16 protein-coding genes are annotated in these 23,164 nt (G+C 47.2%); 3 read left to right on the top strand and 13 right to left on the bottom strand.

Annotated features, from left to right (window positions below; translation table 11 throughout):
• Positions 1-121 precede the first annotated feature (121 nt).
• Entirely contained in the window at positions 122-2,023 is a 1,902-nt protein-coding gene (locus CLV25_RS09100; protein ID WP_131839331.1) for a RecQ family ATP-dependent DNA helicase, read from the top strand.
• 95 nt (positions 2,024-2,118) lie between these two features.
• A complete protein-coding gene (locus CLV25_RS09095) occupies positions 2,119-3,519 on the top strand; it encodes an MFS transporter (RefSeq protein ID WP_131839330.1) in 1,401 nt (466 codons plus the stop codon).
• Positions 3,520-3,674: 155 nt separating this feature from the next.
• On the opposite strand, the gene CLV25_RS09090 is transcribed toward CLV25_RS09095, so the two are convergent.
• From CLV25_RS09090 to CLV25_RS09030, 13 genes are all read right to left on the bottom strand, one after another.
• A complete protein-coding gene (locus tag CLV25_RS09090) occupies positions 3,675-4,940 on the bottom strand; it encodes an adenylosuccinate synthase (protein ID WP_131839329.1) in 1,266 nt (421 codons plus the stop codon).
• A 272-nt stretch (positions 4,941-5,212) separates the two neighbouring features.
• On the bottom strand, positions 5,213-5,677 hold the full coding sequence (locus CLV25_RS09085; RefSeq protein WP_131839328.1) for a Fur family transcriptional regulator: 465 nt from the start codon (positions 5,675-5,677) through the stop codon (positions 5,213-5,215).
• 139 nt (positions 5,678-5,816) lie between these two features.
• Positions 5,817-8,105 (bottom strand): RelA/SpoT family protein, encoded by a 2,289-nt coding sequence (locus CLV25_RS09080; RefSeq protein WP_243649617.1) that lies wholly within the window; start codon positions 8,103-8,105, stop codon positions 5,817-5,819.
• Positions 8,106-8,270: 165 nt separating this feature from the next.
• Entirely contained in the window at positions 8,271-9,548 is a 1,278-nt protein-coding gene (locus CLV25_RS09075) for a M16 family metallopeptidase (RefSeq protein ID WP_131839327.1), read from the bottom strand.
• A 6-nt stretch (positions 9,549-9,554) separates the two neighbouring features.
• The gene (locus tag CLV25_RS09070; RefSeq protein WP_131839326.1) at positions 9,555-10,793 is read right to left on the bottom strand and encodes a M16 family metallopeptidase; all 1,239 of its coding nucleotides are present in this window, start codon (positions 10,791-10,793) and stop codon (positions 9,555-9,557) included.
• Positions 10,794-10,797: 4 nt separating this feature from the next.
• The gene (locus tag CLV25_RS09065) at positions 10,798-11,745 is read right to left on the bottom strand and encodes an NAD(P)H-dependent flavin oxidoreductase (RefSeq protein WP_131839325.1); all 948 of its coding nucleotides are present in this window, start codon (positions 11,743-11,745) and stop codon (positions 10,798-10,800) included.
• A gap of 366 nt (positions 11,746-12,111) precedes the next feature.
• On the bottom strand, positions 12,112-14,421 hold the full coding sequence (locus CLV25_RS09060; protein ID WP_131839324.1) for a GAF domain-containing protein: 2,310 nt from the start codon (positions 14,419-14,421) through the stop codon (positions 12,112-12,114).
• Between the two features lie 130 nt (positions 14,422-14,551).
• Positions 14,552-16,609, bottom strand: a complete 2,058-nt coding sequence (locus tag CLV25_RS09055; protein ID WP_131839323.1) for an acetate--CoA ligase family protein — start codon at positions 16,607-16,609, stop codon at positions 14,552-14,554.
• A gap of 142 nt (positions 16,610-16,751) precedes the next feature.
• A complete protein-coding gene (locus CLV25_RS09050) occupies positions 16,752-17,690 on the bottom strand; it encodes a TIGR01777 family oxidoreductase (RefSeq protein WP_131839322.1) in 939 nt (312 codons plus the stop codon).
• A gap of 430 nt (positions 17,691-18,120) precedes the next feature.
• Positions 18,121-18,483, bottom strand: coding sequence for a DUF3127 domain-containing protein (locus tag CLV25_RS09045; RefSeq protein ID WP_131839321.1), 363 nt, complete (start codon positions 18,481-18,483; stop codon positions 18,121-18,123).
• Positions 18,484-18,489: 6 nt separating this feature from the next.
• On the bottom strand, positions 18,490-18,927 hold the full coding sequence (locus CLV25_RS09040) for a peptidylprolyl isomerase (protein ID WP_131839320.1): 438 nt from the start codon (positions 18,925-18,927) through the stop codon (positions 18,490-18,492).
• Positions 18,928-19,047: 120 nt separating this feature from the next.
• Positions 19,048-19,875 (bottom strand): FKBP-type peptidyl-prolyl cis-trans isomerase, encoded by an 828-nt coding sequence (locus tag CLV25_RS09035; RefSeq protein WP_243649616.1) that lies wholly within the window; start codon positions 19,873-19,875, stop codon positions 19,048-19,050.
• Positions 19,876-20,063: 188 nt separating this feature from the next.
• The gene (locus CLV25_RS09030; RefSeq protein WP_165877046.1) at positions 20,064-20,777 is read right to left on the bottom strand and encodes an FKBP-type peptidyl-prolyl cis-trans isomerase; all 714 of its coding nucleotides are present in this window, start codon (positions 20,775-20,777) and stop codon (positions 20,064-20,066) included.
• A 459-nt stretch (positions 20,778-21,236) separates the two neighbouring features.
• Here CLV25_RS09030 and CLV25_RS09025 point away from each other — a divergent pair, with 459 nt between their 5' ends.
• Positions 21,237-23,072 (top strand): sodium-dependent transporter, encoded by a 1,836-nt coding sequence (locus tag CLV25_RS09025; protein ID WP_131839318.1) that lies wholly within the window; start codon positions 21,237-21,239, stop codon positions 23,070-23,072.
• The last annotated feature ends 92 nt before the right edge of the window (positions 23,073-23,164 follow it).

The following is a 23,164-nucleotide window of genomic DNA, read 5'->3' as shown; positions in this document are numbered from 1 at the left end:
GACTCTATGCAGACTTCAGGAAGCCGTACTGGATGCAGGACGAAGCCATGATCGCCTTCCGAAGAATTCTCAATCCCAACATTTCGGTTATCTTTGCTGATGGCAACCGCAAACGGGATATATGGACATCTTCCACCAAATACTTAAGAAGTACTACGGGTACAGCAGCTTCAGGCCGCTGCAGCTCGACATCATCCAATCGGTGTACGAGGGGCACGACACGCTTGCGCTGATGCCCACCGGCGGAGGGAAGTCCATTACCTTTCAGGTGCCGGCGCTGGCCAAGGGGGGCACCTGTCTGGTGGTGTCGCCGCTCATTGCGCTAATGAAGGATCAGGTGGAGAACCTCAGGAAGAAGGGGATTAACGCCATGGCCATCCACTCGGGGCTTACGAGGCGCGAGATTGACATTGCGCTGGACAACGTGGCCTACGGATCGGTGAAGTTCCTCTACCTCTCGCCCGAGCGGCTGGGCACCGAACTCTTCCTGGAGCGCATTCAGAAGATGACCATTAGCATGATTGCCGTCGACGAGTCGCACTGCATCTCGCAGTGGGGCTACGATTTTCGCCCCTCCTACCTCGAGATCTCCAAGCTGCGCGAGCACCTGCCCGACGTGCCCATCCTGGCCGTTACGGCAACCGCCACGCCCGAGGTGGCCGATGACATCTGCCTAAAGCTGAACTTTAAAGATGAAAAGCGTTTCCAGTCGAGCTTCGAGCGCCCCAACCTGGCCTACGTGGTGCGTATTTGCGACGACAAGGAGCAGCAGCTCATCAAAATTGCCAATAGCGTTAAGGGATCGGGCGTGGTGTACGTCCGAAACCGGAATAAGACCAAGGAGATTGCCACCATACTGGCCAAGGCGGGCATCTCAGCCGATTTCTACCATGCAGGGCTATCCACCGAAATGCGCAACTTGAAGCAGGACCGTTGGATTAAGAACCAGACACGCGTGATTGTGGCCACCAACGCCTTTGGCATGGGTATCGACAAGCCCGAAGTGCGCTTTGTGGTGCATATGGATGTGCCCGACTGCGTAGAGGCCTACTTCCAGGAGGCTGGCCGTGGCGGACGCGACCTCAAGAAGGCGTACGCCGTAATGCTCTTCAGCCAAGCCGACGAGCAGCAGGCTCGTGACCGACTAGAGAAGTCGTTTCCGCCCATCGACGAGCTGCGGCGGGTGTACCAGGCGCTCTACTCGTTCTACAACATCCCCTACGGCGGCGGCAAGGGGCAGGTGTACGACTTCAACCTGATGGAGTTCTGCACCCACTACCGCATGAGCACGCTGGCGGTGTACAACGCCACCCAGCTGCTGAAGAGCGAAGGATACCTCGAGGTTACCGACGAGCTCGACAACCCATCTAGGGCCATGTTTACCGTGTCGCGCGAGGACTTATATAAGGTGCAGGTATCGCGCAAGGAGCTCGATGCCATCACCAAGCTGCTGCTGCGCACCTACACGGGGCTCTTCGGCAGCTACGCGAATATTGATGAAGGATACCTCGCCAAGATATCGGGGGTGAACGTTCAGGTGGTGTACGAGCTGCTCAAGCAGCTCACCAAGGCGGGCGTCATCAGCTACATCCCCCGAAAGAAAACGCCGCTCATCATCTTCACAGAAGAGCGCCTCGACGACAGGAACATCCGATTCTCGCCCGAGAACTACCGCCTACGCAAGGAGCGCTACCAGCAGCGGCTCAACGCCATGCTCGACTACTGCAACGCCCGCCAGTGCCGCAACCAGCAGCTGCTAGCCTACTTCGGCGAGAAGAGCGACAAGCCTTGCGGCGTGTGCGATGTTTGCCTCGAGAAAACCGAGCTTGATCTCACCCACCACGAGCAGGCTTCCATTAAAAGAGATATCCTCAAAGCCATTGGCGAAAACGGTGCTCTACCCAATATAATTACCGAAACAGTAAAGTTTCCACCCGAAAAGGTGGCTACCGTTCTAAGCTGGATGATCGACTCGGGCATGGTGGAAGTGGTCGGAGAAAAGGTGGTTTCAAGAATCTCTTAACATCGCTTCGCTCTTTTTTTTAAAATTCTTTCACTTTTCGAATCACGTTAGCTCATTTTGTTTAGTTTTGCGACAAACAAAAATTTTACTGCTACATGACAGAAAAAATACAACATGCACTTTCGGAATCTAAGACAGCGCGATGGATTGCGCTTATACTGATTTCGTCAACAATGTTCTTCGCCTACTTCTTTGTAGACGTATTGGCTCCACTACAAGAGCTACTCGAAAAAAGCCCTACCTTCTGGAAACCTGAGGTATTCGGAATGATCGGAGGCGGTGAATTCGTGCTTAACGTAGTCGCCGGTATGCTCATCATCTCGGGTATCATCCTCGATAAGATGGGAATTCGTTTCACCCTGATTACCGCTGGACTAACCATGGTTTTGGGTGCATCCTTAAAGTACTATGCCCTTACCGAAGGTTTTACTCAAACAGCCCTTGCCTCTTTCTTGGGTTCGTTTATTTCTGGAATCCCAGCATCAGCCAAGCTTGCAATGGCAGGTTTTGCTATTTTCGGCGTAGGTGTTGAGATGGCAGGTATCACCGTTTCTAAAACCATCGTAAAGTGGTTTAAGGGCAAGGAAATGGCAATGGCAATGGGACTAGAGATGGCAGTAGCTCGTCTTGGAGTATTCGCAGTATTCCAACTATCTCCTGTTTTTGCAGAAATGGGAGGTCCATCTAAATCGGTATTAATGGGATTGATCTTCCTTTGCATCGGCTTTATGACCTTCTTCATCTACACCTTTATGGACCGCAAGCTCGACAAGCAACTTGGCGAAGCTGCACAACTTGAGCCAGAAGATGAATTCCACCTAAGCGATCTAGGTAAGATTTTCACCAACCCAGGCTTCTTAACCATTGCAGGTCTCTGCGTGCTATTCTACTCGGCAATCTTCCCATTCCAGAAGTTTGCGACCAATATGCTTTCTTCTAAGCTAGACATCAGCCTTAAGGAAGCAAGTGCTTACTTCTCGTACTTCCCTATCGGAGCTGGACTTCTAACACCATTCATTGGTTGGTTCCTTGATAAAAAGGGTAAAGGTGCATCCGTTATGCTATATGGAGCAATGCTTTTGGTAGTTTCTCACCTAATCTTCGCTTTGGTTCCTGCAGAGTCTTTCAATACAGCAATTGCTTTAATAACCATTGTTATTCTTGGCGTTGCCTTCTCATTAGTACCAGCATCTATGTGGCCTTCTGTTCCTAAAATTGTAGAAGCTCGTTACCTTGGTTCTGCATATGGTTGCATCTTCTGGATTCAAAACATCGGACTTATGCTTGTTCCTATGCTAATTGGTTGGTCGCTTAGCGCATCTAACCCTGGCGTTTCCGAGCAAATTGCAGCAGGTGTTGAAGGTGCCAAGTACAACTACATGGTTCCTGAACTCATCTTTGCAGGCTTCGGGGTATTAGCCATCGGCCTTTCGATTGTACTACGAGTTGTAGATCGCAAGAAGGGTTATGGTCTTGAGCTTCCAAACAAGAAGTAATAAAAGACACTTGATACTTTAAAGGCACTCCACCGGGGTGCCTTTTTTAGTCCCTTTCCAAAAGAAATATACACCATACAATCAATGCTATCATACTAAAAAATAACCGCCATTCATCTCTGAATGGCGGTTGTCATTATAGGATATAGACTTTTCTACAACGAACGAACGATGGTTGCCTCACGATCTGGGCCAACCGAAACCACCTGAATAGGCACTCCTGTTTCGGTTTCGATATACTTGATGTAGTCCTTCAACTCAGCAGGAAGTTCTTCGTATGTTTTGCACTTCGAGATGTCAGTCTTCCAGCCCTTGAATTCCTTGTAAACAGGCTCAATTTTTGCCTCAATATCGTAAGGTAGATAATCAATAACCTCACCGTTTACCTTGTAACCAACGGCCACCTTAATGGTATCGAAGCTATCAAGAATATCAGCCTTAGTCATAATAAACCCGGTAACCCCGTTTAGCATAACAGCGTACTTTAGGGCAACTAAGTCGAGCCAACCGGTACGGCGAGGGCGACCAGTCGTTGCGCCAAACTCGCGACCAATACGGCGAATCTCCTCGCCTACCTCATCGTCGAGTTCGGTTGGGAATGGACCGCTACCTACGCGGGTACAGTATGCCTTAAAAATTCCGTAAACGTTACCAATGCGAGAAGGAGCAAGTCCCAATCCGGTACAAGCACCTGCACAGATGGTATTTGAAGAGGTTACAAAAGGATATGAACCAAACTCGATATCGAGAAGCGATCCCTGAGCACCTTCGGCAAGAATTGTTTTTCCTTCCTTTAGGTACATGTTAATCTCATGCTCGCTTTCAATAAACTTGAATCGCTTAAGATTCTCAATACCTTCAAACCACTTTTGCTCGTACTCGGTAATGTCGTACTGGTAATCGTAGTGCTTAAGCATATCGGTATGCTTTTGCTTAAGCGCTTGGTACTTCTGCATAAAGGCTGGCGAAATAGTATCGCCAACACGAAGACCATTACGACCAGTTTTATCCATGTAAGTTGGTCCAATCCCTTTAAGGGTAGAGCCAATTTTAGTCTTACCTTTCGATGCCTCCGAAGCGGCATCAAGTATGCGGTGAGTAGGAAGAATTAAGTGCGCTCTTTTCGAGACAATAAGTTTTTTGGTAAGATCGGCACCTTGATCCTCGAGTTGCTTAATTTCTTCCGAAAGAATCACAGGATCAATAACAACTCCATTTCCAATGAGGTTGATGGTATCGTGGAATATACCGGAAGGAATGGTATGAAGAACAAATTTTGAATCATTAAACTCTAGCGAGTGACCTGCATTCGGACCTCCTTGAAAACGCGCAATAACCTCATATTTTGGTGTTAGCACATCTACAACCTTACCTTTTCCTTCGTCTCCCCACTGAAGACCTAAAACTACATCTACTTTCATCGGAAGAAGCATTATTTTATTTTGTTCATATGTAACCCGCAATACCAAGCACCAAAGATGTGCAGAGTAGTGCGGGTTGCAGTATCTCATTTTTTTACAGTTTGTAAAGGTATAAAATTATACTATCAACCTATGTTAATCAGTATAAATTCTACGCAATTAGAGGAATATAATAAAGGGGAAACGCGCAATGCTGTTTCCCCTTTTTGTACTGTTTGAATGAAAGAATCGAGGCTAAACGCTCTATTAAAAGCAATATATCGCCACGTATACTACTGCTCGTCGGTTTTCTTGCTCTTGCATTTTTTGCAGATACCGTAGAAGTAAAGCGAGTGGTAGGCAATCTTAAAATCCATTAGCCGACCAGCCGTATCCTTTATCTCCTGTATTCGTGGATCACAAAACTCTATAACATCGCCACACTCCAAACAAATAAGATGGTCGTGCTGGCTACACTCAAATGCTTTTTCGAACTGCGCCAAATTTTTACCAAACTGATGCTTGGTTACCAATCCGCATTCCAAAAGCAGCTCAATTGTATTGTACAGCGTGGCACGGCTCACTCTATAGTTCTTATTCTTCATGTAGATGTATAGAGTCTCCACATCAAAGTGGCCTTCACGCGAATAAATCTCGTCTAGAATAGCAAATCGTTCAGGTGTTTTACGATGACCTCGCTTTTCGAGGTAATCGGTAAAAATCTTCTTAACGGTATCGCGAGAATCAACACAAACCATAGCCAAATAATTTATTACAAAACGCTATTGCAAAGTTATTTAGATTTATTATAAATCAAAATGAAAACTAAAAATTATAACGTTTGAAAACTAGCTGGCAGAACAATAAATGAGCAATCACCTATCAAATGGCTTGTGGCTACTCCTCCACCTTTTCCACTCTATTGATCGAGTCGATACCCTTAATCTTCATCAACCCTAGAATAAGGTTATTCAGGTCTGTTCTGCTATGAACGTAGAGATCGATAAAACCTTCAAATATGCCATCGTGGCTCTCGATAGTTAATCGCCTCATATTAACGTTAAGCTGATTGGAAATAAGTCCGGCAATATCACTTATAACTCCTATTCGGTCTATTCCCCTAACCTCTATTCGGCTAAGAAATGACATTAGCTTATGAACCGACCACTTTGCGTTCACTATTCGATCGCCATGCTGCGTCGAAAGACGGATCGCTTCGGGGCAGCCCTTTTTATGAACCACTACATTATCATCTTCATCGAGATAGCCTATCACATCGTCGCCAGGAATAGGCCTACAGCACTCCGAACGGACGTACGAAAGCGTTGCCGTATTATCAACCACGTTTTCTTCGAGCATAAACGGCTTTTTCAAATCTACCCCTGATTTCACCTCGTCTTCCAAAAACGTATCACGGTCAGACTCGGAACTTATATGAACTAGCCCTCCAAAGGTGATATTCCAGTAACGAACAAAACGATTTGGCTTGTTCTGCTTTAAGACCTTCTTAAAATCATCGATATTGATGATGCCAGCACCTATTTTACTGTAAAATTCTTCTTTAGACTGTACATTATAGGCAGGCAACAGCTTATTAAGCACACGAGAGTTAGGAGTAAGTCCCAACTCCTGCAAGCGGGTAGCTAAGATCTCTTTACCTTTTGCTATTCGATTTTTAACCTCCGACTTTATCGCACTTTTAATGTACGACTTAGCTTTTGCAGTGGTTGCAAAGTTTAGCCACTCGCTCTGGGGTTTTTGGTTATTTGCCGTAAGAATTTCTACCTGATCACCACTGTTAAGCGTATGGTTTAGCGGCACCAGCTTATGATTAACCTTTGCACCAATTGCATGGTTGCCAATCTCCGAGTGAATTTCGTAGGCGAAATCAAGTGCAGTTGTACCCTGTGGCATTACCTTTTCCATACCCTTAGGCGTAAACAGCACTATTTCGGCACCAAAAAGGTTAAGCTTAAAGTCCTCCAAGAATTCTATTGCATCACTTTTCGGATCTTCGAGTAGCTCGCGGATGCGACGAATCCATTTGTCGAGTTCAGACTCCCGCTCTGCGGCTGTCTGATCACCAGACTTATACTTCCAGTGAGCGGCAAAGCCTCTTTCGGCAATATCGTTCATCCTTTCAGAACGAATTTGCACCTCGACCCAAGTTCCCAAAGGCCCCATTACGGTACAGTGCAGAGCCTCGTAGCCATTTGCTTTGGGCGTACTCACCCAGTCGCGAAGCCGATCGGGTTTTGGCTTGTATATCTCGGTAATTATGGAGTAGATGTGCCAGCATTGAGCTCTTTCGGGGATTCCGGGAGATGGGGTAAAAACGATTCTAATGGCAAAAAGATCGTAGATCTCTTCGAAGGATACCTTTTTCACCTGCATCTTTCTCCATATGGAGTATACCGACTTCATCCGGCTATTCATATCAAATATGATATTGCTTTCCTGAAGTTTCTCCAGTATCGGATGGGTAAACTGCTGTATCAGTTCATAACGGGTAGTCTCGGTCTCTTCAATTCTTTTTTGAATGGAATTATAGGCTTCGGGGAAGCGATACTTTAGGCTTAAATCTTCGAGTTCTGTTTTAATGGCATAAAGCCCCAAGCGGTGGGCAAGCGGTGCAAAAAGGTAGATGGTTTCGCTGGCAATTTTCATCTGCTTATGCGGTGGCATCGAGTCGAGCGTACGCATATTGTGCAGCCTATCTGCAAGCTTAATTATGATTACCCGAATATCATCGGTAATCGTTAACAGCATTTTTCGAAAATTCTCCGCTTGTAAGGAGGCATTCTGATCGAACACCCCAGACATCTTGGTTAATCCATCAACTAAATAGGCAATTTTTGGGCCAAACCGATGCTCAATATCCTCTATCGTAAATTCGGTATCTTCAACAACATCATGCAGCAATGCGGAAGAAATTGACTTTGCCCCTAACCCAATTTCGTGAGCTACAATACGCGCAACCGCAATGGGATGCAGTATATACGGTTCACCAGACTTACGCCGCACGCCCATATGTGCTTCATTGGCAAACTCGAATGCCCGACGAATCATGGACACACCATTCTCATCAATATCGCGTATACAGCTGCTAAGCATCTCCTCGAAATGCTCATTAACCATATTCTGCTCTTCCTCCATTGATACTTGGGGCTGCTTCGCTTTTGCCATTGTCCGTTAACCTAAAATTTCAACAACCGTATTTTACTACGTAGCTTATGTCTAATCCGTCTAATTCAAAACAAGTGGACTAATATAACTAAAAAACAGGCTGTATTGTAACCGTTAACGGTTTACAACAATATGTCTGCTACAAGAACTTCAGACGATGATAGGCTATCGATTCCCAACAACTATCTCCGAGTAATCTTTTGGATCGAGATATTTTTGAGCCAATTCTAACAGTTCTTCGGAGGTGATGCTCTTAACTCTTTCGAAATGACGAGAGATAAAGTTTACAGGTAGCCCCGATTGGTATAGTTCGAGAATGGCATCGACAATGCTGAAGGGGCCATCAAGCATGCGAAGCATCTCGCCTACCATGTAGTTTACCACCAATGACAGTTCCTCCTCTCCTACCTTCTCCGTACGAAGACGTTCCATCTCCTTTACCACCTCTTCGATGGTTGCACTGGTTACCTCACTCCCAACCTCGGTAGAGATGGTGAGATAACCGCTCTCTTGCATGGACACCAACGAGGAGAAGATGCCATAGGTGTACCCCTTCTCCTCGCGAATATTGGACATCAGTCGTGAGCCAAAGTACCCACCAAAGATGGTAGCCAGCACTTGCATCCCCGAGTAGTCGGGATGGTTACGTGCAAATAGCACCCGTCCCATGCGAACGGCCGACTGTACCGCATCGTCCTTTTGAAAATAAATTTTGTGAGGTACTGGAAGATCGGATAGGTTTACGATTGGCGTATCGGTAGCATTACGACGAATTACAGCATCGAATTCGCGAGCTACATTCGCAACAACATCCTCGTTTACCATCCCTGAAACAAAAATCAAGGCTCCTTGCTCAAGGTAACGCTCGCGGTGGAACGCTTTAAGATCGTCAGCAGATAGTGCGTCGTAATCCTCAGGTTCGGCAAACGATCCGTAAGGGTGATCTTTACCGTAAAGAGTCGCGGCAAACTGCTCGCGCGCCTGGTACATCACCTTCGCCTTCTCGATAGCCATCGTGGTCTTGCGCTTTTGACGGTAGGTTTCGAACTCATCGGCATCGAAGGCTGGATAAATTACAATCTCCTTCAGCAGCTCGAGGGTTTGGTAGAGGTACTTCTCCAAACAAAAAGCCGAGATCACCGCATGGTCGCGGTCGATGCTGTAGTCGATGTGCGAACCGTAGAAATCTAGCTTTTCGGCCAGTTCCTGCGCGCTGTAGCTCTTGGTACCATCGGATAGCAATCCAATGGTAGAAGAGGCCTGAAGCATCTTCTGCTGGTACTTGGTACCTGCAGGAAACTGCAGGGTTATGCGTACAATATCTTGTGTTCCGATCTTCAGCCAAAGCACCTCGCGCTTGTCGGCGGTTAAATGCTTCTGAGGAGATGGAATCTCTATCGTGCTGGGTAACGAAAATTCGGGTTGGATTGCTCTGTTTACCATATCCACCTATTTTTTTGCAATGTAATGTAGGGTCGACGAGTTGCTATCAACCAGCAACGATGCGGCAGCTTGCGCAATATCGTCGGCTGTAACGGCGCGGTAGCTGTCCACCTCGGTATTAATCATACCGGCATCGCCAAGCATTTCGTAGTAGCCAAGGTTCATTGCCTTATTGAGAATGCTGGTTTCGCCGAACACGATGGAGGCCTCATACTTATTCTTCACCTTTTCGAGCTCGTAGTCCGATATTTTTTCGTTGATAACCCTATCGATTTCTTCGGCAATGGCCGCCTCGGCAGCATCAAACGAAACGCCCTCGCTGAGCTTCCCCGAGAATACGAACAGCCCCGGATCGACATCGCCCGATAGGTAGGCGTTTACCTCGGTAAAGAGGCGGCGCTCCTGTACCAAGTTGCGGTAGAGGCGCGACGAACGGCCGTTCGATAGGATATCCGACAGCATATCGGTGGCGTGGTACTCGCGGCCCAGCCTATCGGTCATGTGGTAAACCTTGTAGAGCGCCGATGTGGGCACCTCGCGCTCCACCTCTAGGTAGCGAGCATCGGTTTGCTTAGGTTCTTGTGGGATGATGCTCCCATCGAGCCTCTGAGCAGGAAGATCGCCAAACCAGTTTTGCGCTAAGTCGAAGATATACTGGTAATCGAAGTCGCCCGTTACGCTTAGGATGGCATTGTTGGGGCTGTAGAAGCGCTGGTAGAAGTCGCGCACGTCGTCGAGCGTAGCGTTGGTAATGTGCGAGGTCTCCTTGCCGATGGTGGGCCACTGGTAGGGGTGTACGTTGTACGCCAGCTTGCGCAGCAGCAGCCACAGGTCGCCATAGGGCTGGTTGAGGTAGCGCTGATTGAACTCCTCCACTACCACGTTCTTTTGCACCGCAAGGCTCTGCTCGTTGATGTTGAGCCCGAACATACGGTCCGATTCGAGCCAAAAGGCCGTCTCGATGTTCTCCTTGGGGAGCGTCTCGTAGTAGTTCGTATAGTCGTTGTTGGTAAAGGCGTTGTTCTCGCCACCGGCCATCTGCAGCGGATCGTCGAACGAGGGTACGTTTACCGAGCCGCTAAACATTAGGTGCTCGAAGAGGTGGGCGAATCCCGTCTTATCGGGCGACTCGTTGCGCGAACCCACCTTGTAGAGCAGGTTAAAGGCGGCCATGGGCGACGAGCTATCGCGATGCGCGATAACCGTCAGTCCGTTAGCCAGCGTATGCTTCTTAAAATCGATCATCAACCTAGAATTTTATCGTAGATAGGGTTTCTTGCCTTTGGCTAAACTCAGCAACAAGCTCGTCGACGATTTGTTTAACGGGCTTGATGGCCTTTACCATCGAGGCGATCTGCCCGATCTCGAGCTCGCCTTCAACCAAATCGCCCTCGAAGATGCCCTTCTTGGCGCGTCCACGGCCTAGTAGCGCTTTTAGCTCCTCGGCAGCGGCTCCGCGATCCTCGAGCTCGGTTACCTTTTGGTAGAATTCGTTCTTAATAAGGCGGGTTGCGCCAATCTTTTTAAGGCTAAGCATGGTATCGCCCTCCTCGAGCTCGGTGCAGCGCTTCTTGAAGGCCTCATGCGCCGACGACTCCTCCGAAAGCGCAAACAAGGTTCCGATCTGCACGCCATCGGCACCTAGCGCCATGGCGCCAAGCATGCCGCTACCCGATCCTACGCCTCCTGCGGCAATAAGCGGAAGCGATGTGGCCTTGCGCACCTGTGGAATTAAGGCAAAGGTGGTGGTCTCCTCGCGCCCGTTGTGGCCGCCGGCCTCGAATCCCTCGGCAACTACGGCATCAACGCCCGCATCCTCGCACTTCTTGGCAAACTTAGAGCTCGACACCACGTGAACCACGGTAATGCCGTTATCCTTTAGGTGCTTTGTCCATGTTTTTGGATTTCCGGCCGAGGTGAAAACGATCTTTACACCCTCCTCTACGATGATTTGCATGATGCGCTCGATCTCGGGGTAAAGCAGCGGTACATTAACGCCAAAGGGTTTGCTGGTAGCGGCTTTTGCCTTCTGGATGTGCTCGCGCAGCATCTCGGGATGCAGCGATCCGGCCCCAATAAGGCCCAATCCACCCGCCTCCGATACGGCTACAGCAAGCCTCCAGCCGCTGCACCATACCATTCCACCTTGGATAATCGGATACTTTATGTTGAAAAGGGAGGTAACTCTGTTACTCATTGCTTCTGATTTTAATTTGACCTGCAAAAGTAGCAAAAGAATGCCACAACGCTGTCGGAACACCGATTTTACTGATGCGACAGATTTACGCTGATCGTTTGACCACGAAGAACACTAAGGACCTCACAAAGGAAATGGCTTACCCGCTTCAGGAAGCCGTTTCCGAACGTGAGGAAATGGCTTTCGAACGTGAATAAATGGTTTACCTGCATTAGGAAATGATTTCCTGACGTGGGGAAATGGTTTCCTCGCTTTAGGAAACGATTTCCTGATGTGAAGAAATGGCTTCCAAACGGGATAATACAAAAAACCCCTTCAGAAAGCTTTTCCGAAGGGGTTTCAACAATATTATTGAACAAAGATTAGCTAGGCCATGCAGTATGCGGTAATATCGTGCGATACCTTAAGCACTTTTAGCAGGTTCGAGCCTTCGTAAACCGGCGTAAACACCTCTTCGAAGGTACGGGTTTCGTTGCCCACTTTTCGCTTCATTACAACTGTCCTAGAGCTACCCGCCTTAACGCTTGTCCATAGCTGGTTAAACTCTTCGATGCTGTATCCGTTATCGGCAAACTCTTTTGCCAGCGATACGCCAATCAACTTTTCGTGAGTAAGGCTTAGGTGGGCGAGCAAGCTGTCGCTGGCACCAATGGCGTTGCCCTTGGAGTCGTAGTCGGTCCACATCACCAGCTTGCCAAAAGCTTCGATCATGCCGCTAACCTGGTCGTGCTGGCGCTGTGCCTCCTCTTGGGTGGAGCGCAGCTCCTCGAGGTTCTGGCGCATCTCCTCCTCCTGGGCGGCCATCATCTCGGCCTGTAGCTTCGACTGCTCGAGCAGCTCCTGGGTAATAGAGTTGGTTTGTGCGAACGATATGGCAGAAGCAACGCTTTCGGCCATCTTCAGGATCAGCTCCTGCTGGTAGTCCTCTATCAGCTTAAACGATGCCACCTCGATAACGCCGAGCACCTTGCCATCGTGAATAAACGGAACGATAAGAAGGTTATTGGGGTTGGCGCCACCTAAACCAGAGGTGATCTTGATGTAATCGTTAGGGATTTCCTTCAGGTAAACCTGCTCCTTCTCAGCCACACACGCCCCTAGAAGCCCCTCGCCAACCATAAACGATCGCTGCATCAGCTTATAGCGATCGTAGGCAAAGGCCGATCGTAGCTCGAAGATAGGCTCCTGCTCATTCTCGTCGTTTAGCAGGAAGATGCCGCCTTGGTTGGCATCAATAGCCACCACCACTTCCTTAACCAGCGTCTTGCAAAGCAGGTCGATATCGTGGTTGTTTTTTCTGATGACCTCGTTGATTTTTGCAAGGCTATCGGCAAACCAGCGACGACGCTCGTCGTTCTGCTTGCGAACCGCCTCTTCCTCGTCGGCCTTTTTAAGGCTGTCTCGCATGTTTACCAACGATTTTCCGAGCAGGTCGTCCTCACTCATCAGCTCGAGATTGGTATCCAGCTGCCCCTTACCGATCTCCTCGGCGAATCGCTCCTTATGGATAAGCCCATCTAGGGTTTTATTGATGGCATCCCCCATTTCGCCCAGCTCGTCGTTGGTAATGTGCTGCACCCGCATCTCGGCCGACAGCTCGCCTCGCGACATCCTGTTCAGCATTCCCGTAATACGCTTTACCGGATCGGTAATGCTCTTGGAAAGAACTGAAATTACGATAGACATGAAGGCCAACCCGAGCACGCCAACAAGCAGGGTTATAAGGAATGCGCCTCTGTTTTGGGCGTATATTTCGCCGGTAGGAACCGATATTCCAAATGCCCAGGTCGAGGCATCGTCGCGACCAACCTTAATTGGAGCAAACGAGAAGTAGGTTTCAACCCCTAGGCTATCTTCGGCCACAAACGAGCACAGATGGCCCGCTTTAACGCTATCCAGAATGGTCGCGGCGTAATCTCCAATACCCTTCAGGTTCGAGATATTCTTTGCCAGAATCGTTTTGTTGGGATGCCCCGCAATGCTCCCCGACTGAGCAACCAACATGGCATTTGCCCCCTCGAAGGGCTTAATCTTTTCGAGCATTGCTTGGTACTGGTCCAGGGTAATATCCTCGGCCATGATGCCGATAAACTTTCCGTCACGCATCATTGGAACCGACAGGGTCGACATCATTTTAGCCTCCGACTTCCCTTGAGCGTATACGTCGAGATACGGCTCCCACGCGTTTTCGCGCGGATTATTCTTCTGAATGGCGTACAGCGGAGGATCACCGTCTAAGCTTCTTTCGGCGGTAGACTCAATAATTTTGCCGCCATCATTTGTAATGGTGAACGATTTTCGCCCGTACGGTTTGCTCCACGACGGATCAAGGAAGGTGTACTCCCAGCTATCCCAAATGGAGTAGACATTCGGATTAACCTTAAAGATATTCCGAATCATCTCATCCTTCAGCGCTATAAGCTGCACTGGGGAGTAGCCCTTAGCCGCTTTCAAGCCTTCGGATATGGTGCGTAGCATAGACATGTCGCTATTCATGATCCCACCCACCTCACGGGCGTATCTTTCCGAATAGGCGTCTATCATCTTAGTTGTTTGCCTAAAAGATGACTTACGGTTTGCCAAGCTTATATACCCAAAAACAACAATGTATATGAGTATCGTAGAGCCTAGGATGTAGAGCTGAATCTTTTTTCGAATGGACAGATTTAAGTTCATTATCGTAGGTAGTTTTAATAGGCCCAAATATAATTTATTAGAGATTAACTCCTAATTTTTATCCACACTATTTTAAAAATACAATAAATAAAAGCAGCCGTAGCTGCTTTTCCTTGCGCAAAACTGCACGTTATTTTTCTATTCTAATGCGAGCATCAACAGCGACCACCTTATCGCGTGTCCCCAAGAGTGGGTTTATATCCATCTCGAATATCTCGGGAGCAACCTTGCATAGAGCCGAAACTCTCGCAATAATCTCGGCGTACTGATCCTCGTTAACCGGCTCCTGACCTCTTGCGCCAGCTATAATCTTGTACGATTTAAGCCTATGGATCATGTCATGCGCCTCGTTAATACCTATAGGAGCAAGACCAGCGGTAACATCCTTTAGCACCTCTATAAAGATACCGCCAAGACCGCAGAATATTAAATGTCCGAAGTCGCCCTCCTGCTTTGCGCCCACAAAAAGCTGGGTTCCGCTTAGCATTGGCTGAAGAAGGATAGCCGTCGTATCCTTAATCTTCATCATACGCTCGAACTCCTTAAGAGCTGTTTCCTGATCGGTTACGTTAAGCACCACACCGCCAACGTCCGACTTATGTACCGGCCCAACCACCTTCATTACCACAGGGTAGCCTATCTCGTTAAGAGCTGCAACACAGGCTGCAGGGGTATCAACCACCATTTCCTTTGCGCGTGGTACGCCGGCTGCATCGAGCAACTCCTGCACCTTTTCGGGTAGCAGATAGCCATTCTCGGCCTCGTCTACCACCTTACGTATTTTTGCAACATCTAGCGAATACGAATCGGCATCCAGAACAGCTGGCTTTGGGGTATTGTAAACCTTGGCAAGCGCCGCACCAAACACCACCTCATCGGGGAAGTTAATGCGTCCCTTAGCTAGGAATGCCTCTATTTCGTCCTTTACGTTGATAACGCTTGGCAGGATAGGATAAATAGGCTTCTTGCACTCCTTCATCTTCCGGTCGAGCACTTCGTACACGTCGTACACGGGGAAAAGACCAGGACTACCAAAGATCACCGCCATAGCATCAATCTCGTCGAAGTCGTTCTCGCAGGCATCAATTATATCGCCAAGCTGTTGGGCAGTACCTGTAGCCAAAAAGTCAATAGGGTTGGCCACCGACGAACCGGCAAATAGCTTTTCGAGAAGATTCTTTGCTTTTGGGCTGGTAATCGGAGGAACGTTAAGGCCGTTATTCGACAGCACATCGGTAAGCATTACGGCTGGACCACCGGCATGGGTAATCACCGCAATATTTTTGCCCTTTAGCTCGGGATGCATAAAGATGGAGGCAATGGTAGATAGCTCCTGCCTTCCTCCACATCTAACTATACCCGCCTTACGGAATAGCGCCTCGACAGCCACATCTGGACTGGCAAGGGCTCCGGTATGCGACGATGCGGCACGGCTTCCGGCCTCCGACGATCCCGACTTAACGGCAGCAATCCTACATCCCTTAGAAATTAGCGAAGAGGCGTGCTTGAGCAGCATTTCGGGCTTATTGATGCTCTCTACGTATATAAGCTTAACCTTGGAACTTTTCCCTTCTACATAGGTCTCGTCGAGATACTTTAATACATCTTCGACCCCCATTTGCGCGCTATTCCCTACGGAGTACACGCTCGAGAAGGTTAGCCCATTAGGAATCCCCGATTCCATAATGAAAACAGCTGTTGCTCCAGATCCCGAGATAAAGTCGACACCCATAGGGTCGAACTTAGGGATTGGTGTAGTGAAAACGCCCTGATGGTTGGAGTTCATAACCCCTACACAGTTTGGCCCAATTAGGCAGCCATTGTTTGCGTTGATGATATCCACGATCTCCTGCTCTAGACGTGCCCCTTCCTCGCTTTCCTCATGGAATCCTGCAGAAAGAATTATAAAGGCTTTTGTACCCTTATTCTCGGCCAGCTCGCGCACAGATGCAGGACAAAACTTGGCGGCAATAGCCAAAATTGCCAAATCTACCTGAGGAAGATCCTCTACCGATTTAAACGTTTTGGCACCCTGAACATTTTCCGCTTTAGGGTTAACCACAAAAAGATCGCCTGCAAAGCAGCCATCTAGTAGGTTTTTAAGAACTTTACCTCCGGGTTTCTGGATATCGTCGCTACCGCCAACAACAACTATGCTTTTGGGGTTTATCAGCTGTTCATTTATCATTTTAGCACTTTTACATTTGACGGTAAAAGTACTAATTTTTCATCCAATACAGCTATTTTACGTCATATTTGTACAATTTACCCTAATTATAATTACAATATAAAAGTTAACAATCCATTTTCACGACAAAACAAAAGATCAATCAATCCTTCTTAACAATCATCGTTAAGGCATCCTGAAGTAAGGGATATTTAAATGAGTAACCCGACTCTAAAAGCCGACGAGGGACAACGATTTTACCTCCAACAATCACCTCATTTGCCATCTCTTCGCCAAATAGAAGCTTAACGGCCCAAATAGGGATTGCAAGAAGAGCTGGGCGGTGCAGTACGCCTCCAAGTGTTTTTACAAACGAGGAGTACGAACATGGATTCGGTGCTACAAGGTTGTAAACGCCCGAGGATTCCCTACTCCTTAACAGATGAAGAATAGCACCAACCTCATCGTCAATATGAATCCACGAGAAGGGCTGCACCCCTTTACCTATAGAGCCCCCCAAACCGAGCTTAAATAACGGCAGCTGCTTGCCAAGAAATCCGCCTCCGAAGCCTAAAACAATACCTGTACGAACAATAACCAACCTAGCTACTACATCCTCTAAAGGAAGAATGGCATCCTCCCACTGCTTACAGACCTCGGCAAGGAATCCGGTTCCTACTTCCGAGAACTCATCAGCCTCTATCCGATCCTTACGTTCGTACTTATACCCATAGTACCCAATAGCTGATGCTTGAACCACAACATCCGGCTTAGAATCGGCCTGCTGGATAGCACTACAAAGAGCGCTGGCCGCATCAACCCTCGACTTTAGGATTGCCTGCTTACGTTCGGGAGTCCAACGCTTATCGGCGATACCCTCTCCAACCAGGTTAACTACGCCATCTGCCTTTTCTACAATCGGGATAAGCTCCTGCACCGAAGAGCCATTCCACCGAGCGTACTCAACCATGCCTCGCCCTTTACCTACTGCACCAACCTTTGGATGCCGCGAGACAACGGTTACATCAACCCCATCCTGTACTAACAAGCGGGTAAGATGCGAACCAATAAAACCTGTGCCGCCAAGAATTGCCACTCGCATAGCCTTCTTTTTTTAACGGCTAATGTACAGCTAATGCCTGTAGGGTTGTTCTATTTTCGAGGTCTTTTTGCAAACGGGATACCTGCTCGGCTTAGCGCTAACCAGCAGTAGAGGTATAGATGAGCATTGTTACCGCGTGAATACTCTTCTCCCGTACTTAGAAGAGCGCCGTTACCGCGTGAATATTCTTCTCCGGAGCAGAGAAGAGCGCCATTACCGCGTGAATGCGAGTCCCCCAATGTCAGAAGAGCCCTGTTACCGCGTGAATATTTTTTTTCCGGAGCAGAGAAGAGCGCCGTTACCGCGTGAATAGCGATCTCCCTAGTAGGCGAGGGTACAAATACGCTAGAAAAATTGGGGAGAATTGTCCACGACAATGCGTACGGCGCATGGATAAAAAAACCCCTGCCAAGGCAGAGGTTTCATTATGCTAAAATGGTAAATCTTCGTTACCCTCCATCGAATCTACAGGAGGAGGTATTTCTCCGGGGAATGGAGGCATACCGGCAGAACCACCCTGCGATTGTGGGGTTATTCTCCAGGATCTAAGATCGGTGTACCAGCGCTCGTTGTACTCGCGCGACTCCACGTTAAAGCTAACCGTGATGCTATCGCCAACGTTAACACGACTTAGGTCGTTAACCTTATCGCCCCAAGCCGAAAAGCATACCTTTTTTGGATACTGCTCGGTGGTTTCGACAACAAAATCTTGCTTTACCCATTCGCCGTTCTTTCCGGCACCGCGCTGCTGAGGCAATACCTTTAGTAGCCTACCTGTTACTTCTAAGCTCATTATATCTTATTCTTCAAAAATTTCAATCTTAAGAATTTTGTCGCCTTGACGGATAAGGTCGATCACCTCTAAGCCCTCGTAAACCTTTCCGAAAACGGTATGGCGACGGTCAAGGTGTTGAGTGTTCTGACGGTTATGGCAGATAAAGAACTGCGAGCCACCGGTATCTTTTCCGGCATGTGCCATCGAAAGAACGCCTCTATCGTGGTACTGGTTGTTTCCGCTGGTTTCGCACTTAATAGAGTAGCCGGGGCCGCCTGCTCCTGTACCATCGGGGCATCCACCCTGAATTACGAAGTTAGGGATTACACGGTGAAAGGTAAGCCCATCGTAGAAGCCCGACTTGGCTAGCTTGCAAAAGTTTTCAACGGTGTTGGGCGCATCTTCTTCGAAGAAGTTAACCTTCATCACCCCTTTTTCGGTATGAATTGCTGCTGTTCTCATCGCTTTAAATGTATTTTTTGTTTGACCACAAAGGTAAATATTCTGATGGAAAATGGATAGTAAAAAAAGGGCTGCTTCCTATATCATTTAGAAAGCAGCCCTTGCATATGCTATCTACAGCTACTTCTTCTTAGGATTAGAGGCCGTAGCCTTCTTCTTTGCTGGGGCTGCCGATTTTGCGGGGGTAAGCGCTTTGGCGGGCACCACCTTGCTCTTATCTGCAGGAGCATCGCTAACCTTTACATCTACCAACTCTATCTCAAAGATAAGGGCAGAGTTTCCGGGGATTGCATTACCAGCACCACGCTCGCCATAAGCTAGCTTCGAAGGGATGTAAAGCATAATTGTACCCCCCTTACCGATTAGCTGAACGCCTTCGGTCCAACCTGGGATAACCTGATTTAGAGGGAAGGTAATTGGTTTACCATAGTTCTTCGACGAGTCGAACACCTTTCCATCAATTAGCGAACCGGTATAGTGCACAACTACCGTATCGGTAGCCTTAGGCATTAGCTTAGCATCGCCTGGATTGACAATCTTATACTGTAAGCCGCTAGGAAGTTCAACAACTCCGGCCTCCTGCTTATTCTTAGCCAAAAAGTCTTCGCCTTGCTTTAGCGCATTATCCATAGCTTCCTTTTGGATCTTTCCAAAATAGGCCTGAACAACGCCCATGGCCTCCCTTTCGTTAATCTGTAGGTTTTCTGGATTATTGCTCAGCATATCCTTTATAGCCTTTGCAACAATTCTTTCGTCAACTGTCTTTACCTGAAAGTTACGAAGGCTCTGACCAACAGTAAGCCCTATGGCATAGCAAACCGAATCGGACGCATTTTTAAGCTTCATCGTCTTCAGCGAGTCGCCCTGCTGATTTGACGGGAACGACGCAGAGTAAGAAATTGTGCTGATGCCAACTAGGGCAATTGCAGCCAAGAGTACTTTCTTCATTTGGATTTGATTTTATCAAACATGTTTACGGGTTGAAATGTATAACAAATATACCATATATGCTTCAACCGCCAGGAAAGATCTCAAACAATCGATCCTTCTTCTTATTGTATTATCACCTGATTACACATAAAAAAGGCTGCCTATACTTGATATCGACAGCCTTTTATATCCTATAAAAGCGTTAGCTATTTCTTAGCAGCAGCAGGAGCAGCACCCTTGATTACGTCAAGAAGCTCTACTTCGAAAATAAGGGTAGAGTTAGCAGGAATTACATTACCAGCACCTCTTTCGCCATAGGCAAGGTTAGCAGGAATGAAAAGCTTAATCTTACCACCCTTACCGATAAGCTGAAGACCTTGAGTCCATCCAGGAATAACGCCACCTAGCACAAAACGAGCTGGCATTCCTTGCTTCTTCGAAGAGTCGAACTCTTTACCATCGATAAAAGTACCGGTATAGTTAACAACTACGGTATCGGTAGCTGTTGGCTTAATATTTTGATCACCAGGAGCGTTAATCTTATACTGAAGACCATTAGGAAGAGCAACTACGCCCGATTCTTTCTTGTTCTTTGCCAAGAATTCTTCTCCGTCCTTAACATTCTTGTCAGCAATTTCCTTTTGTAGCTTGGTAAAGTATGTTTGGATAACGGTCATAGCCAATTGATCGTTCATCTTCACCTTGGTGGTATCACCGCTCAATACATCTTCAATAGCCTGAGCAAGGACTTTTTCGTTGATGTTTTGTGCACGATAACCTTCTAGGTTACGTCCGATGCTTACACCAAAAGCATAGCTGGCTGAGTCTGCTAGGTTAGCGAACTTATGCCCTCCCTTTCCGCAAGAAGAAAGAAGGAAAGCTGCAACAACAGTTGAAAGAATAACAACTTTAAACTTCATAATTGTGAACATTAAATTTTTCAGCGAAAATACTCTATTATTCATTACCCTGTTCAAAAAACAGGTAAATTATAGCACAATCGTGTTAATTTTTGAATGTGCTTATAACCCTAAAGCTGCATTCGATCCACCATTTGTCAATGCTACATATAAAAAGTGAACATTTACAAGCATCATTTTTTCAGAATAAACCGCATTATGAGGCAACGCATCTGCGATTGTTCACGGTATTCTAGAGCTAAAAACAGCCGTTTATCTTCAACATAATTATAACATTTCCTTAAACGTCAAGAGACAGAACACCCACATCGCCTCTAAAATTTGCTACATTTGATTTTGAGTAATAAGTAATCATCCTGCAAATAGCAGACTAGCAAACGGCAATGTCAAATGCATTAAACCAATAAGCTATTGCTTTGCATTACTTACCCGCTAGTTGCTTTATTAAAATGCGCCATAATGAGCGAAACTACTACACAATCTATTGCATCGGAGCAAAGCTGGGGATCTAGAATCGGGCTGGTATTGGCAATGGCCGGTAATGCTGTCGGTTTTGGAAATTTCCTTCGATTTCCAGTACAGGCCATCGAGAATGGCGGGGGAGCATTCATCATCCCCTACCTTGTTTGTCTTGTTTTACTAGGGCTTCCGCTTCTGCTCATCGAGTGGTCTACCGGCCGATTTGGCGGCAAATTCAGCTACCACTCATCGCCATTCATAATGTTTAAGGTAGGGCAAAAGCCTATTTGGGCCTACGTTGGTGTTTTTGGGATATTCAGCAACCTGGTAATTCTATCCTTTTACACCTATATGGAGAGCTGGACCTTGGCGTACATCTACCATTCGCTAAATGGGTCATTTAGCTCAATGAACCAGGAAGGGGTTGCCAACTTCTTTATGAGCTACCTGGAAGTATCCACCACATCAACCGGAATCCCCTTCGAGTCTATCGTTTTCTTTCTTCTCTGCTTAGGACTAAACATCTGGATTCTGAGTAGGGGAATTCAAAAAGGGGTAGAACTTGCAGCAAAGATTGGCATGCCTATTCTTGTTCTTTTTGGAATCATACTTGCCTATAAAGCTATCTCACTTAAAGCGGGTGTAGCCGGAGCGGTATACGATGGAATAGAAGGGCTAAACTTTCTATGGACTCCCCAATACGATACTATATGGAACCCGAAAGTTTGGCTAGCGGCTGCCGGACAAATCTTCTTCACCCTTTCGGTTGGCATGGGGGCAATTATGGCCTATGCCTCGTTTGTCAAGCCCAAAGAGGATATAGCAGGCGGCGCAATGGCTGCAGGATTTATGAACGAATTTGTAGAGGTTGTTCTTGGAGGATCAATCCTAATTCCAATTGCTATCGGCTACTTTGGTGTGGATAAGATTCTGGAAATTACCCGATCAGGGAGCTTAGGCCTTGCGTTCCAAACCCTCCCATTCCTGTTCTCGAAGTGGGGTCCCGTTTTATCCGTTTTAGGCGGTACCCTTTTCTTTGGGTTACTTTTCTTTGCAGGCATCACCTCTACATTGGCAATGGGAACCTCCATTATCAACTTCTTACGCGACGAGTTCAAGTACAACCAGCATAAGGCTGCTATAATTTTAGGTATCCTAATTTTAGTGCTAGGCCTCCCATCCATTTTCTACTTCAAAGAAGGAGTATTTGGCGAATACGACTACTGGGGAGGAACCATTGCTCTGGTTGTCTTTGCAATGTTCGAATCAATACTATTTGCTTGGGGATTTGGGCTAAAAAGAGGCTGGGCAGAGATTACCGAAGGTGCAGACGTTAACCTTCCCAGAATCTTTATACCCATAATCAAGTACGTTACCCCATTAATGCTAATCGTAATTTTTGTAGCGGCAACCATACGTCCTGTAAACGACGATTGGTCATTAAAAAATATTGGAAACTGGAACTTTCACAACGAAAGCATCATTGGTAAGATAGCCCATAAGGGGATTGGCCCCAACAACCGCTACTTCAGCGACACCTACTACGCTGAAAGTCCGGGAGTGGTAGTTGGCATAACCCCCAACAATGGAGTAAAGGCGCTTACAGTAAAGGGCGAGAATGGAACCGTAAACTACGAGATGAAGCAAGGTTATACACCAGCCGCAAAGGTTGGCGATAAGGTAGAGGTTGGCTCTCCAATATTCCATGGAAAAATTATTAATTCGGTATTCTACATCGATATGTCAAGAGTGCTGCTTTTGCTCATATTTGTAGGGTCTACCGCCATAGTATTTGTGGCCTATCGTCGTAGAATAAAAGAAAACAGATTATTATGAATAACTCGGCACTGATTTTAATGAGCATAGTATGGTGTATTGTTATATTCTACACCGTTTACTTTATGTATAAGGTGGTTCGATCGGGCAAA

It is taken from the genome of Acetobacteroides hydrogenigenes (assembly GCF_004340205.1).
Classification (GTDB): Bacteria; Bacteroidota; Bacteroidia; order Bacteroidales; family ZOR0009; genus Acetobacteroides; species Acetobacteroides hydrogenigenes.
This window is presented reverse-complemented; position numbering and strand designations above follow the sequence as displayed.

Coding starts and splice junctions, on each gene's coding strand:
- CLV25_RS09100 (WP_131839331.1), top strand. CDS start 122: ATGGACATCTTCCACCAAATACTTAAGAAGTACTACGGGTACAGCAGC.
- CLV25_RS09045 (WP_131839321.1), bottom strand. CDS start 18,483: ATGAGCTTAGAAGTAACAGGTAGGCTACTAAAGGTATTGCCTCAGCAG.
- CLV25_RS09085 (WP_131839328.1), bottom strand. CDS start 5,677: ATGGTTTGTGTTGATTCTCGCGATACCGTTAAGAAGATTTTTACCGAT.
- CLV25_RS09080 (WP_243649617.1), bottom strand. CDS start 8,105: ATGGCAAAAGCGAAGCAGCCCCAAGTATCAATGGAGGAAGAGCAGAAT.
- CLV25_RS09060 (WP_131839324.1), bottom strand. CDS start 14,421: ATGAACTTAAATCTGTCCATTCGAAAAAAGATTCAGCTCTACATCCTA.
- CLV25_RS09025 (WP_131839318.1), top strand. CDS start 21,237: ATGAGCGAAACTACTACACAATCTATTGCATCGGAGCAAAGCTGGGGA.
- CLV25_RS09035 (WP_243649616.1), bottom strand. CDS start 19,875: ATGAAGAAAGTACTCTTGGCTGCAATTGCCCTAGTTGGCATCAGCACA.
- CLV25_RS09065 (WP_131839325.1), bottom strand. CDS start 11,745: ATGAGTAACAGAGTTACCTCCCTTTTCAACATAAAGTATCCGATTATC.
- CLV25_RS09070 (WP_131839326.1), bottom strand. CDS start 10,793: ATGATCGATTTTAAGAAGCATACGCTGGCTAACGGACTGACGGTTATC.
- CLV25_RS09050 (WP_131839322.1), bottom strand. CDS start 17,690: ATGCGAGTGGCAATTCTTGGCGGCACAGGTTTTATTGGTTCGCATCTT.
- CLV25_RS09090 (WP_131839329.1), bottom strand. CDS start 4,940: ATGAAAGTAGATGTAGTTTTAGGTCTTCAGTGGGGAGACGAAGGAAAA.
- CLV25_RS09075 (WP_131839327.1), bottom strand. CDS start 9,548: ATGGTAAACAGAGCAATCCAACCCGAATTTTCGTTACCCAGCACGATA.
- CLV25_RS09055 (WP_131839323.1), bottom strand. CDS start 16,609: ATGATAAATGAACAGCTGATAAACCCCAAAAGCATAGTTGTTGTTGGC.
- CLV25_RS09030 (WP_165877046.1), bottom strand. CDS start 20,777: ATGAAGTTTAAAGTTGTTATTCTTTCAACTGTTGTTGCAGCTTTCCTT.
- CLV25_RS09095 (WP_131839330.1), top strand. CDS start 2,119: ATGACAGAAAAAATACAACATGCACTTTCGGAATCTAAGACAGCGCGA.
- CLV25_RS09040 (WP_131839320.1), bottom strand. CDS start 18,927: ATGAGAACAGCAGCAATTCATACCGAAAAAGGGGTGATGAAGGTTAAC.